This is a genomic window from Ferruginibacter yonginensis (assembly GCF_042651465.1).
Taxonomy (GTDB): domain Bacteria; phylum Bacteroidota; class Bacteroidia; order Chitinophagales; family Chitinophagaceae; genus Ferruginibacter; species Ferruginibacter yonginensis.
The window spans coordinates 15,754-27,783 of the sequence record NZ_JBHSCZ010000002.1 but is presented as its reverse complement, the minus strand read 5'-3'; the positions used below and the strand labels follow the sequence as shown (position 1 = coordinate 27,783).

15 protein-coding genes are annotated in these 12,030 nt (G+C 31.9%); 2 read left to right on the top strand and 13 right to left on the bottom strand.

Annotation, left to right across the window (positions count from 1 at the left end; all coding sequences use genetic code 11):
- Window positions 1–56: 56 nt before the first annotated feature.
- The 5 genes from ACFOWM_RS07255 to ACFOWM_RS07235 are packed head-to-tail and all read right to left on the bottom strand — an operon-like array spanning window position 57 to window position 4,045.
- Complete coding sequence (locus ACFOWM_RS07255; protein WP_379708337.1) at window positions 57–587, bottom strand: hypothetical protein; 531 nt, start codon at window positions 585–587, stop codon at window positions 57–59.
- 16 nt (window positions 588–603) lie between these two features.
- Window positions 604–1,041, bottom strand: a complete 438-nt coding sequence (locus ACFOWM_RS07250) for a hypothetical protein (RefSeq protein ID WP_379708335.1) — start codon at window positions 1,039–1,041, stop codon at window positions 604–606.
- Window positions 1,041–1,862: a hypothetical protein gene (locus ACFOWM_RS07245; RefSeq protein ID WP_379708333.1), complete on the bottom strand. Its 822-nt coding sequence runs from the start codon at window positions 1,860–1,862 to the stop codon at window positions 1,041–1,043. Before ACFOWM_RS07245 ends, ACFOWM_RS07250 begins: the two co-directional genes overlap by 1 nt.
- Window positions 1,849–3,549 (bottom strand): hypothetical protein, encoded by a 1,701-nt coding sequence (locus ACFOWM_RS07240; protein ID WP_379708331.1) that lies wholly within the window; start codon window positions 3,547–3,549, stop codon window positions 1,849–1,851. Before ACFOWM_RS07240 ends, ACFOWM_RS07245 begins: the two co-directional genes overlap by 14 nt.
- A 19-nt stretch (window positions 3,550–3,568) precedes the next feature.
- Complete coding sequence (locus ACFOWM_RS07235) at window positions 3,569–4,045, bottom strand: hypothetical protein (protein WP_379708329.1); 477 nt, start codon at window positions 4,043–4,045, stop codon at window positions 3,569–3,571.
- 210 nt (window positions 4,046–4,255) lie between these two features.
- Between ACFOWM_RS07235 and ygiD the strand changes: the two genes are divergently transcribed.
- A complete protein-coding gene (gene ygiD, locus ACFOWM_RS07230) occupies window positions 4,256–5,086 on the top strand; it encodes a 4,5-DOPA-extradiol-dioxygenase (RefSeq protein ID WP_379708327.1) in 831 nt (276 codons plus the stop codon).
- Here the strand turns inward: ygiD and ACFOWM_RS07225 are convergent.
- The 3 genes from ACFOWM_RS07225 to ACFOWM_RS07215 all read right to left on the bottom strand — a co-directional run bounded on the left by ACFOWM_RS07225 (window position 5,083) and on the right by ACFOWM_RS07215 (window position 7,030).
- Window positions 5,083–6,174 (bottom strand): serine hydrolase domain-containing protein, encoded by a 1,092-nt coding sequence (locus ACFOWM_RS07225; protein WP_379708325.1) that lies wholly within the window; start codon window positions 6,172–6,174, stop codon window positions 5,083–5,085. The two genes, ygiD and ACFOWM_RS07225, sit on opposite strands and share 4 nt — an antisense overlap.
- Before the next feature lie 97 nt (window positions 6,175–6,271).
- A complete protein-coding gene (locus tag ACFOWM_RS07220; protein WP_379708323.1) occupies window positions 6,272–6,637 on the bottom strand; it encodes a DUF2200 domain-containing protein in 366 nt (121 codons plus the stop codon).
- Between the two features lie 3 nt (window positions 6,638–6,640).
- Window positions 6,641–7,030 (bottom strand): DUF1801 domain-containing protein, encoded by a 390-nt coding sequence (locus ACFOWM_RS07215; RefSeq protein WP_379708321.1) that lies wholly within the window; start codon window positions 7,028–7,030, stop codon window positions 6,641–6,643.
- A gap of 412 nt (window positions 7,031–7,442) precedes the next feature.
- Between ACFOWM_RS07215 and ACFOWM_RS07210 the strand changes: the two genes are divergently transcribed.
- Window positions 7,443–8,042, top strand: a complete 600-nt coding sequence (locus ACFOWM_RS07210) for a nitroreductase family protein (protein WP_379708319.1) — start codon at window positions 7,443–7,445, stop codon at window positions 8,040–8,042.
- A 293-nt stretch (window positions 8,043–8,335) separates the two neighbouring features.
- Here the strand turns inward: ACFOWM_RS07210 and ACFOWM_RS07205 are convergent, their stop codons facing one another.
- The 5 genes from ACFOWM_RS07205 to ACFOWM_RS07185 all read right to left on the bottom strand — a co-directional run bounded on the left by ACFOWM_RS07205 (window position 8,336) and on the right by ACFOWM_RS07185 (window position 11,920).
- Window positions 8,336–8,749, bottom strand: coding sequence for a hypothetical protein (locus ACFOWM_RS07205; RefSeq protein WP_379708317.1), 414 nt, complete (start codon window positions 8,747–8,749; stop codon window positions 8,336–8,338).
- Between the two features lie 48 nt (window positions 8,750–8,797).
- A complete protein-coding gene (bla, locus tag ACFOWM_RS07200) occupies window positions 8,798–9,535 on the bottom strand; it encodes a BlaB/IND/MUS family subclass B1 metallo-beta-lactamase (protein ID WP_379710317.1) in 738 nt (245 codons plus the stop codon).
- A gap of 118 nt (window positions 9,536–9,653) precedes the next feature.
- Window positions 9,654–10,133, bottom strand: coding sequence for a hypothetical protein (locus ACFOWM_RS07195; RefSeq protein WP_379708315.1), 480 nt, complete (start codon window positions 10,131–10,133; stop codon window positions 9,654–9,656).
- Between the two features lie 302 nt (window positions 10,134–10,435).
- Entirely contained in the window at window positions 10,436–11,053 is a 618-nt protein-coding gene (locus tag ACFOWM_RS07190) for a class I SAM-dependent DNA methyltransferase (protein ID WP_379708313.1), read from the bottom strand.
- Between the two features lie 57 nt (window positions 11,054–11,110).
- Window positions 11,111–11,920, bottom strand: coding sequence for a DUF5694 domain-containing protein (locus tag ACFOWM_RS07185; RefSeq protein ID WP_379708311.1), 810 nt, complete (start codon window positions 11,918–11,920; stop codon window positions 11,111–11,113).
- Between the last annotated feature and the right edge of the window lie 110 nt (window positions 11,921–12,030).

Here is a 12,030-nt window from a genome sequence, read left to right as displayed (position 1 = left end):
TAAAAAAGGTGAGCCAATTGGTTCACCTTTTTTTATTGTGTATAATTGCCTAATTATTAAAATGGAATAGTGGCTGAAACTGTTTTTTTAGCACCGCTTCTTGTAGCTAAAACCACCTCTTTAATAATAATTTTTCTATCTGTTACAGCTATGCTGCCAGATGGTTTATCAGTGCCAACAAATTCTTCATTATTAAAACCTTCGCCTACTCCTGAAAGTGCTATTGTAACTGAACCACTCTCGGGCTCCGTCATTGGTAAAGTGCTACCACTGTATATTTTTAGCGGAGCAGTAGTAGCATCTTTTTCATTTATAAAAGTTACTTGTAATAATTCAAAATTAGGATTATCGTTGCCACCTTCGTTATGTTGACAAAGCACTGAAAAATTTGATTTTTCTTTATCACTACCAAAATATTGAGTGGTAACTTCACCCGTTATTTTCTTACCATCAATAGTAAATTCGCCCGTTTTATTACTTACATTTTCGGTGGGTGTTGAAGGTGTTTCATTTTTAGTTGTGGTGCTATTGTTACATGAAAATAAAGAGATTGTAACGGCAGCAATAATGATGATTGTTTTTTTCATACTTGTATTTTTGGGTTTATTTAATAATTATGTTCCATGAAGCAGCCGAATCTTTTGTAGCGTTCATTATAAATTCTTTAATCTCGGTTTTGTTGAAAAGCCCGATACTAGCGGTAGCTGGGCTATTGTAGCCTTCACTTATAGCAACTACTCCTAAAATATGTGTGCCTTTTTTTAAAGTGCCCAAGTTTAATGTTATTGGCTCGTTACGTAGCTCAATACTGTCTTTAATTAAATTACCATCTACATACACTTTTACAGTATCGCCATCTTCAGCCTCATTATCCCAAAGCTTACAACCAATATCACCATAAGTAATTTCTGTAGTGCCTTGCAAATTGAACGTTGGTAAACTTGCGGTAGTACTATTTTTTTTATTGCAGGTAAGCAAATAAATAATTACTGTTATAATGAGTAGTATGAATAAAATGGGTATGATTTTTTTGTTGTTCATTAGTGAGTAACATTTATATAACTGTACGTATAGTTTTCGGTAACTAGCTTTCTTTTAGCTTCAGGGTCGTACCATGTGGTCGTACTTTTTAAGGGTAAACCATTTCTATATTGTGTAGGTATTTTTGCAGCACCAGGTACATGTTTTGATACTAGTAGTTTTTGATAAGTGTATGATACATTGTACGTATATCGTTCACTGCCTAATTGTTGTACCGTTGCATTTCGTTTACTAAGAGGTTTGTCAAATACAAAACCACCCGTTAATGTAAGTGGATTCGTACTTTCATCAAATTTATTAAAGTGAAATGCATCAGCGCCAGATGTAGTAGGGAAGCTTATTTCCGTGATATTATTATCAGCATCAAAAGTATAAACAGTGGTATTGCCAGCACTTGTAACCATAAGTTGCTGTGGTGACCATTTGTAGTTTTGGCTTGATATGATGACAGGCTTATCGGTCGGTATGGTTTTTATTTTTTCAATTTTGATAACTTGATTGTCATCATTATAACTGATGGTGGTTTTTTGTGGTGCTATTTTTAAATTATAGGTGGTGGTGTAAGTTTCTAGTAACCCCAAATTATTAAATGTAATATTATTGATGGTATAGTGCAGCCTACCATCTTGCTTATAAATAATTTTATTTATTTTAAAATGTGTATCATAGAAATAAGTGGTTTCTGATGTAAAATCATTTCCTTTAAATACAACTTTGCTCAACCTTACATCAGGGTTTTTTACAGGTGCTTGGGCTTTATTTTCGGTTGTTAATAAAGTTGCAGCAAACAACAGTGCTGGTATTAGTTTAATCTTTTTCATTGCTTAGTTTGAGGGTTAAGTTAAAATCAACCTTGGTATCGTTAGGTGTTTCTGTACGGCTAAATGTTTTTTCAATTTTGCTAATGCCGTTATTAGTGATCATATCTAAAGTAACAGTTGGAGCGGCTTCTGGCATACGCATGGTACGAGTTAATATAAAATTGGCAGTAGTTAAAGGGTAGCTGAACATAGCCGCTTGTAAACTTAAGGCATTGTTTTTTTGTTGTACCACTACAATACTTCTGTTAACCAATGCCTCATTAAACTCTGCTAAGGCAGGCATTAACCGAATCACCATTTTACCTTTTGTAATTTGTGCTTGCAACGGAAAATAAAAGGAGCCGGGTACTGCACTACGTGCAACTGCACCAAAGCCAGGGTCTTTATCAGCCAAAGTAACCGGAGGCACAATGGCTGGTATTCTTTGGTACTTAATAACATCCCAACTTGATTTGTCTTCAATAGCCCATACATCATCAGTAAAGTCCATTTTAGTAACATTGCCTTCTAAGTAACCACTTAGTTTAGGGCTACCATTTGCCAATGCTTTTTTGGTACAATACACTGAAATTTTGCCACTGTATATTAGCTTGTAGCGCATGTACATTTTGCCATTGTTTTTAAACTCCAAAGTATAATCGCCGCTAATAGGACCTTTATATACAGCACAATAAACTCTTATTAATTCGTTGGTGATGTGTTGGGTTAAATCGCCAGCAAAACCAATACCGTAGCTTTTGGTTTTTAAATTACTTAATGTGCCTTTGGCTGTTAAAAACGCTTTGCCTGATTGGTCTAACAAATACTTATCTGTCTCTTTAAAATGGGCATCTTTAGCCATTTTTTCATTGGCTTTAGGCCACAGTTTATCAATCATTATATTATCAACAATACTAATAATGCTTGTACTAGCAACGTTCATAACGGTTGATAATAAAGCACAAGATTCACTGATTACATAAGCGGTATTACAAATGTTGGGTTCTTTTTCTTTTTTTGCACCAAGGTTTTTTTCTATTTGTAATAATTCATTTGACTTTTCTTCCATAAGGCTTGATAGTTTGCCTAATGGCGCTGCAATAATGCTATTGAGTGCAGGATATTTTTTAGCTAATGTAGCGGCATCTTTTACAGCATCATTTAACTGTTTGCTTGCATCTTTATATTGCTTGATGTTGGTTTTTACTTTTTGAATATTGCTTTTTGTATTTGCCTTATCTGCTGCACTCACATCACTATTCAAGGCAGCCTCTAACATGGTTTCAATTTTTGAAAATGTGTTATCAAGTGCTTTATCGAGCAATGTTATTTTTTCATCGGTATTTATTTCAGCAGTAACGGTAAACGTAGTGTTAGCAGTTTGCTTTTTATCAGCTGCATAGGCTATTACTTTATAAGTGCCAAGGTCAATGGGTTTATACTTAAAAATGTATTCGCCAGAGGTTTTATCGGCTCTGCCACTTAAAGTTTGGGTTGCCCCTTTGGGCGTAATGATTTCAATAAAAATTTGTGCAGGCTCATTGTTGATACTGTACGTAGTACCCATTAGTTCAACACTACCATCAGCATAGTTTACGGTTGTATTTACTTTTACTGTAATGGGTAACCCGTCTGTTTTATCTTGTGCGTAAGCTTGTAATGTAATAGTTGTACAAAACAACATCCCTATTAATTGAAAGTATTTCATGAGCTATGGTAGCTGTTAGCTATTTTTTTAATTTAGCGTTAAAGCCATTCTTTTTAATAGCTGTAATAATTAGATTACTCATATCAGCAGCATTGGTGTTACAGTAGGTTATGCCTGTATCAGCATCAATGGTTACACTGTTTATACCATCTAACTCAAACAAAATTTTTTCCATTTTTGTTTTATCAGCAGCGGTTTTAATATTGGTTTGAAATACCAATTCAGTATTATTATTACTTGTTATATCAGCTGTAATATTTTCAGCATTCACAGCGTTGTCTGCAACAACTTTTTCTTTTTTATTTTTTTTGCCCTTCATTAATTTTTCAGTTTTTTGTACCACCGTATCAACTACATTCATTGTTTTGTCAACAGCCTTTTGTTCGGCAGTAGCTTTGGCTTTGTTTTTAACACTGTTCAATAAATCTTTTCCAAATTGTGCTTTGCACAACATACTACTGCAAAGCAACATGAGCAGGGTTGTATATTTTTTCATGAATTGATTTTTAGTGTTTAATTATAATGCGCTGCAACCTTCAATCATATTTTACTCAATTCAAAAATGCTGCTATTTAGCATTAAAATATATTTAAACCGATAAACGGATATTTAAATTCGACCAATAGCCATCATCTTAATAAAGCAACTTTATTTGTATTAATTTTAAAGGTTGATTTTACTTATTAAGCCGACTTTAAAATTTGTAATGATGGTAACGAAGTTGTTAGATGATTTGAATGATTCATTTGGGTATACCGCCACCATGCCGGTATTATTTTTAGGGCATGGTAGCCCCATGAATGCCATTGAGGAAAATCAGTTTGTAGCAGGTTTTAGAAATATTGCCACTACAAAACCCAAGCCCAATGCTATTTTATGTGTATCAGCACATTGGTACACGAATGGCACAAAAGTAACCGCAATGGATATGCCTGCCACCATACATGATTTTGGTGGTTTCCCAAAGGCATTGTTTGATGTACAATATCCGGCAAAAGGAAACCCAAATTTGGCATTAATAACAAAAAATATTTTAACACCAACTCCGGTTTTATTAGATGATAAATGGGGGCTTGATCATGGTGCTTGGAGTGTTATTAAACATTTGTACCCTTTGGCTGATATACCGGTAGTGCAGTTAAGTATCGATTATACAAAACCTGCTGATTACCATTTTGAATTGGCAAAAAAATTACAATCGCTTCGTAACAAAGGTATTTTGATTATTGGTAGTGGTAATATAGTGCACAATCTTTCAATGGTTGATTGGGCACAACTACATAAAGTAAATTATGGGTATGATTGGGCTATAGAAGCAAGTACGCTCATTAATAAATATTTAGTAGAAGGTAACGTAACCCCATTGCTGCAGTACGAAAAGCAAGGTAAAGCATTTCAATTAGCGATACCTACACCTGAGCATTATTTACCATTAATTTATGCCCTTGCTTTGCAGCAAAAAAATGAATCGATGCTGTTATTTAATAACGAATTGTTGGGTGGTAGTTTGAGTATGACGAGCTTTAAAATTGGTTAGTTAATAACGGCATTTATTTTTGTCCAGATGGTACTATCAAAACCAGAAAGTGCAAAGCTAGGATTGAGTGGATCAGAAGGTTCGCCCATACGAACCACCACCATTTTTTTACTAGGCACTACATAAATACGCTGATCTTTGGCGCCCATTGCCGCATATAAATCTGACGGAGCGTTGGGTATTAAACTGCCTTGAAACATGGTTTGCCCACCAGGTACCATATAATTGGGCTTTCCATTTAACCACCATAAATAACCGTAGCTAGGGTTAATGTTTTGAGATGCGTTGATACTTTCATTAAAAAATGGTTCATTTAATATTTGCTCATTCATCCACTTACCTTTATTCAATGCTAACACACCAAACCTAGCCATGCTCCTTGTATTGCTATGGTATATTTTGTAAATAAGGCCATAATTCCAGAAGCCCTCCATACCTATTTTATTTTTTAGTTTGTTATTAAAATAGGTTTCAAAATTTTGGTTACTTGCCGCCGCCACAACATCCATTAATTTTTGAAAAACATTGTGGTACGACCAACGAGTACCAGCATCAGCCAAGTAGGTTAAGTTAGCAGTTATAACAAGTTCATTAGCATCGTTGATGCCAGATGTCATTGAGAGTAAATTTTTTGAAGTGATTAAATTTTCTTTAGCAAGCGGTTCACTCGTCCACCCAAAACCTAAATATTGTGAAGCCCTTGTATTGATATTTAGTAAACCTTCTTGTTGTGCTATACCCGTCATAGCACTTACCAAGGTTTTGCCAGCACTATTCCACTCCCATGTAGCGGTGGCATTATGGCCATTAAAATATTCTTCCATTACAATTCTTCCATTTACAAGAATCATAAATGATTTTGTATTGATTTGGTTGAGGTAATCTTTTAGTGGTTGTACAGCATTTTGGTTCCAGCCTAAACTTGTAATTGATTTTGTTTCCCAAACGCTACTATTATTTGGGGGAAAATACATGGCTTCTGTAGTGGCAGGCGGCGTAGGGGTTACATCGGCAGATGATGTATCTTTTTTACAACTAATGAATGCAACAGTAAGTAATAATGTAGTGATGATTGTAATATTTTTCATGATAGCAGTTTAAGCGCAGGTATGACTGTAATAATTTTAAAAGGATTAATAAGGGTATATATTTTTTTAGAACTGAATTTAAGTGAAATAAAACAACCTAACTTCCTCTTAAAATTTTTTCCATTTTTTTACCCTTCGCAAGTTCATCTACCAGCTTATCTAAGTAGCGTACTTGCTTTGTTAATTGGTTCGTAATGTTTTCTATACGATAGCCACAAATAACACCCTTTATTAATGCTGCATTTACATTGAGTTTAGCAGCTTTGAAAAAGTTTTCAAATGTAATTTTTTTATCAATATGTATTTTAATGGTTGCTTCATTAAAGCCTGTTAACCATTCAATTACTTGGTGTAACTCAGCTACAGTTCTGCCTTTTGAAGTTACTTTTGAAACATAATGAGGATAAACTGATGCGAAAGTTAAGTTGGCAATGCGTTCGTTATGAGCAGCGGTAGTGTTCATTACTTATATTTTAAAAAGTTTGCCTTTGTTTTTTACAATGTTTTTATAATCCCATTGAATGGTTTTTGATGTTGTTAACCATTGTTGGAGTAATGCAATATCAATTTCTTCAATTGAGTTATAATAAATGGCTGCATCTTTAAACTTTCCTGAACCCGGTTGCAACAACGCTTCATTAAAATCAGCACCACTCCAAAACATTAATTTAATGCCATTTTTTAGTTTACTGTAACCAACAATAGGGTTGCCTTGTAAAAACCAAACAGGGTGTGCATGCCAAATTTTACTTTCTGCATCATCTAATTTATCATCAATAGTATTGGCTAGTATATTACAAATTTGTTGAAAAGGTGCAATTTGGTTGTTGTTATATAATTTTATAGCTGAATTCATTGATAAGAATTGTGTTTAGTGTGTTGAAAATTACATTCAAACTTTTAAATTAACATTAAGGAATTTGAAATATAGTGGTTGTTATATTATATTGAAATTACAATTTTTAACTGCTTCAATATTTTTTTAAGAAAATCAATTTGTAACTTATGTTACAAATGGTTCCAATTGTTTTCTGAAAACAAGATAGTTCAGTTACCAATGCAACAGATAAAGAAAGTATAGATTTAAAGTATGGATATTACTATAAAATAGCGTAACACTTTCAAATAGTTATAATATTTTAAAATTTTTTTTATTTAGGGCTTACATTTCATAGTAATTGATGCACTTAACCTAAAGGCTTGTTGTGTACATACATTTATATTGGTAATTTTGCCATTTTATTTTATACAAATAATTAACACAGATTATGAATTTTTTAAGTTTAGCTCAAAATAGATACACTACTAAAAAATACAATCCAACCAAAAAAGTATCGAACAATGATATTGAATCGTTAAAAGAAATTTTACGGTTAAGTCCATCATCTATAAATAGCCAACCATGGAAATTTATTTTTGTATCAGATGAAGCTATAAAAAATGCATTGGCAGCTGAATCGTTTTTTAATGAACCTAAAATTAAAGATGCTAGTCACTTAGTGGTTTTTTGTGCGGTAGATGATATTGCTACATTTGAAAATCAAATACAACAACATTTACCAGAAGGTGCGGTGGGTTATTATAATCAATTTATTAAACCACAATCTGAAGCAGCCATAAAATCATGGTTGCAACACCAAGTTTACCTTTCGTTGGGTTGTTTTTTGAGTGCTTGTGCAACTATGGCTATTGATGCTACACCTATGGAAGGCATTAAGATTGATGCATACAACAGTATTTTAAAACTCAAAAATTATACTTCATTATTTGCCTTAGCTATTGGTTATAGAGATGATAATGATACAAACCAACCAAGCGTTAAACCAAAATCAAGGCTACACTTGGATGATATCATTGAAGTGGTATAGTTAAATAATTGATTGTTTTTCAAATAGCTCAATACTTAAAGCACTTCTAAATATCATTCGTTGAAGATGATTTTAGGCTATAAAAAAAGCTGTACTTTTTTAAGTACCTTAAATATTTTTATTTGACATTGAGTGTTAGATATTATTATAACCAAGTAACTAAAGTAGCTTAATACATTTTAAATGATGTTTTATAATTATTGATTTTCGTTATTGGTTTATTACTATAACTTACTGTAATATTATGAGAGATTGACTATTTTAATATAACATTATTTCACACATAACTATTTTTATTCGAAGTTAGATTTTTCTACTTTGTACCGCATATATAATGCAATTGCTCTACTGCCGTTGATTTGTAATTTTTGTGAGTACCACCATTGAATATTAAATGAAACAGAGTCGCCATTTACGTGTTGTTCAATACGTATGGCATTACCTTTTTTATGATCATTGTAGTAGGGTATATATAGTAAAGTATCGCTTTGTTGTAGTGGGCCTCCGCAAATAAGTGCAGCATTTTTATTTAAATACATTTTTGCCCTAGTCCACATAATTGCAGCACTATCTTTTTGTACAACAAAATAGTTGTTTTGTTTTTCTAATAGCTTTTTATAGGCAATAGGTTCATCAGCAGCAATTATATATTTATAGGTTATAGATATTATGATTACTATAAAAATAAATGATAAAATATATTTCATTTGGACCGTTATTATATTAAAGAACATACATGCATACTTCAAAATTATTTATTGAATAGGCATTGATTTCTTTTTTAATTTTTTCGCTAGTAAAATAGAATGCTTTAATGATTTTGTACTATTCCAATCATGATGCGAAACGATGATGTATGTTGGATTTTTAAATGTTCGTTGCACATGCTTAAGCGTTGTTTCGTATTCTAGCACATTACCATCGCCTAAGAAACCTAAATCTGTTGCATCGGCCCCTTTTATTAAACAACCTCCATATAATATTTTTTCGTTTTTGAACCATATTACAATATTGTCAACGGTGTGCCCTTCACCAGGGTAATAGGTTTCAAAACTATATTGTCCTACAGTGTATGTGGTATCGTTTTCAATTAAAAACGCTGCTCTTTTCTTTCCATTTTGTTTACTAAGTTGATCAGTTGATATTGTAGTATACGTTTTAATGCCTTGTTGCTTGTAAAATTCAAGTCCATCGGTTCTATCGCTATGCCAATGCGTTGCAATACACATTAATACATTTTTGTTATGCCGCCATTTAATGCTATCAAGTAAAGGTTGAAATTGTGTGCTATCCCAAGGTGTATCAAATAATATAACGCCATCGTTTGTAACTACGTACATGCCGTTTGCAGGAATTTTGTTGCCTTCGTAAGTGTTGTAAGTAGTGTAAATGTAAAAGTCACCTGTTAATTTGGAGATTTTAAGTTGATTGTTTTGTGCAAACGTATGGAGGCATACTAAAGAAAATAATGTTGTTAAAAGTAATAATCGCAATTGTATACTGGTTGGCATGTGTTGCACTTTATAAAGAAACTTGTTTATTACATTTTGTAATTTACATGTAATGTTCAATGAACTTTAATTATTGAATATTACTCTTGGTAATATAAATTTATTTGTTTTTTGATTTACCTATTAAATAAGTAATACAAGTTGCTAGTAGTAATAGGTTGATGAGGTAAGCAATAAATATAAAACCCCCTAGTTGTAGTTTTTCAGCAATAAACGCAAAAGGGAATGATAGTAGGGTGTATAATTTATTTGCAAATTGAATTACATAATCATCATTATTTATTTTTCCTTCTAAATCAGCTATCTTTCCATAAAGCCCCAAAGCACCTATTATTAAAACTATTATTACAATTTTGATAAATAGTTTTTTATTGAAGGGTATTTTATTGGGCTGTAACTTTTCATCTGAGCTAGTGCCACTATCTGCTATTTTTAAAAAAGCTACCTCACGTTCATCTAATATTTTTTCTATGGTCATTAAAAATGCTTCTGAATAGTCATTTCTTTGGGTGGTATACAAATGCAATAGTTCATTTGTTGATTGTTTAGAAAGTTGCTCGTAAAAATTTGTGTTCATCATCTATTTCAATTTGATGGTAAAGATGATTTTTTTTTGTAACACTCAATAAACGTTTATAAAATGATTTGGAATAGCAGCTTATGTTGTTGTAACAAATGCGTTCATCAAGCTTTTTTAATTATGAATTTTCAACTTTATAAAATTTCAACTCAATTGTTAGAATCAAATTAATTGATGAACATACTACCTTGTACACCAAATATTTTATTCAATGTACTTATTTTTTACACGAATATTAAATAGTTATAGCAAAAAAAAATACCCAGTAAAGGGTATTTTAATAAAGTGCGGTAAAATTAAATTTATTTTTTTGCTGTGATGATGGTATGCGTTTCTTTGTTTTGGTACAATATTTTAAAAACATTAAAATCATGAAATTTATTTTCAGTAAGTCTTTCTTTTAAATAGGCTAACTCGTAGTAGTAAAAATAACTTCTATCGCCAGTGCTGGCAACTTTAAAGCCACTATTGCTATGTTTACCTTCAATAAAACTAATATAAATGAGTGCTTCATTATGCAACAATGCATAGGCATCTTTTAAAAAGTTTTCGCAGTCACTATACGATATATAAGGTAGTGAAAAACCACAAATGATTCCATCGTACATTGAATTGAGTGTGTTAATTTTTCTAATATCTAACACTGAAAAATTTGCTGTAGGGTTATTTTGTTTTGCAAGTGCAATCATATTAGGAGCCATATCTATACCAAGTATATCAACATCTGGCCTTTGCGTTAAAATATATTTGCTGATGTTGCCTGGTCCACAACCAACATCTAACAACTTTGCATTGGGTTTAGCTATTGTTTTACAAATAAAATCATACGTTGCATTGTATATATCTAATTCCATAAACTTCTCTTGATAAAGTGTGGCTACTTTATTCCAAGTTTCAAATGTTTCTTTATATGAATCCATTAGATAAATAACTTTTAAATAAAAGATTGTTAGAGAGAAAAATTTATTATTTCAACATTAAAATATTTGATTAAGCTCAATTATTTCAAAATAAGGGTGATCTTCAAAAAAATGCCTTATCAATGCGGTATGTGAACTACCAAACAATACTACAATTACTTTGTCTTTTTTAATATCAATATTTCTAAGTATGTTGGTAAATATTTTTAAGTTCCTGTCGTACCACGATAAGGCAAAAGCTTCGCCAATATAATCTTTATCTACGCCATAACTTAGTGCATAATGTATATAATCAAACATATGCGATTGCCTGTTGTAACCGTTGTTTAATTGTATATAATATTCTGAAAGGGTACTTTCACTTAATTTTTTTTGCTTTTGAGTAAAGGGATATTTTACTTCGAAAAAAGAATATGGGTTGATGGTATCATTTTTATGTTTTTGTTCGTATTCATTGATCATATCATAAGGGAGCTCTTGCCTACTGTCTGCAGCAATAAGTAACGCATTATTTATGGCCGCTGTTCTAAAAGCAATTTGAATTTCTTCATCTCTTAATATGATAGTGTCTGTAAGAGTTTTAGCAATATAGCTTGCGTAAAGACTGTCTTGTTTTTTTTGTTTGGATACAGGTGTTTCTAAAAAGAATTTATTTACGCCAAACTTTACTAAACGTTGGGCTATGTTATCTAACTCAGACTGTCTTTTCTTTGAAAATAAATCAGGGAATGAAGTTTTGCTTCTATCAGAAGTAGCACCGTAGTGAAAAGTACCTAATAAAATGACTTTTATTTTTTCATTGTTGGTTTGCCCAAAAGCAGTGTTCACTAAAAAAATACTGATGAATAATATGCTATTTAATTTCATTTGAGAAGTTATTTATATTCAAATATATTCTAAAGAAATTTGCTCAGAAAGGGCAACAAAATTTTACCTAAAAAGAACTGCCGCTGGTTTCAATTTATATTGAAGATAAT

Bases quoted from the DNA above. Each gene is read 5' to 3' on its own strand.
- ACFOWM_RS07240 (WP_379708331.1), bottom strand. From the start codon at position 3,549: ATGAAATACTTTCAATTAATAGGGATGTTGTTTTGTACAACTATTACA.
- ACFOWM_RS07205 (WP_379708317.1), bottom strand. From the start codon at position 8,749: ATGAAATATATTTTATCATTTATTTTTATAGTAATCATAATATCTATA.
- ACFOWM_RS07185 (WP_379708311.1), bottom strand. From the start codon at position 11,920: ATGAAATTAAATAGCATATTATTCATCAGTATTTTTTTAGTGAACACT.
- ACFOWM_RS07195 (WP_379708315.1), bottom strand. From the start codon at position 10,133: ATGATGAACACAAATTTTTACGAGCAACTTTCTAAACAATCAACAAAT.
- ACFOWM_RS07235 (WP_379708329.1), bottom strand. From the start codon at position 4,045: ATGAAAAAATATACAACCCTGCTCATGTTGCTTTGCAGTAGTATGTTG.
- ACFOWM_RS07250 (WP_379708335.1), bottom strand. From the start codon at position 1,041: ATGAACAACAAAAAAATCATACCCATTTTATTCATACTACTCATTATA.
- ygiD (WP_379708327.1), top strand. From the start codon at position 4,256: ATGATGGTAACGAAGTTGTTAGATGATTTGAATGATTCATTTGGGTAT.
- ACFOWM_RS07190 (WP_379708313.1), bottom strand. From the start codon at position 11,053: ATGGATTCATATAAAGAAACATTTGAAACTTGGAATAAAGTAGCCACA.
- ACFOWM_RS07245 (WP_379708333.1), bottom strand. From the start codon at position 1,862: ATGAAAAAGATTAAACTAATACCAGCACTGTTGTTTGCTGCAACTTTA.
- ACFOWM_RS07215 (WP_379708321.1), bottom strand. From the start codon at position 7,030: ATGAATTCAGCTATAAAATTATATAACAACAACCAAATTGCACCTTTT.
- ACFOWM_RS07225 (WP_379708325.1), bottom strand. From the start codon at position 6,174: ATGAAAAATATTACAATCATCACTACATTATTACTTACTGTTGCATTC.
- ACFOWM_RS07255 (WP_379708337.1), bottom strand. From the start codon at position 587: ATGAAAAAAACAATCATCATTATTGCTGCCGTTACAATCTCTTTATTT.
- ACFOWM_RS07210 (WP_379708319.1), top strand. From the start codon at position 7,443: ATGAATTTTTTAAGTTTAGCTCAAAATAGATACACTACTAAAAAATAC.
- ACFOWM_RS07220 (WP_379708323.1), bottom strand. From the start codon at position 6,637: ATGAACACTACCGCTGCTCATAACGAACGCATTGCCAACTTAACTTTC.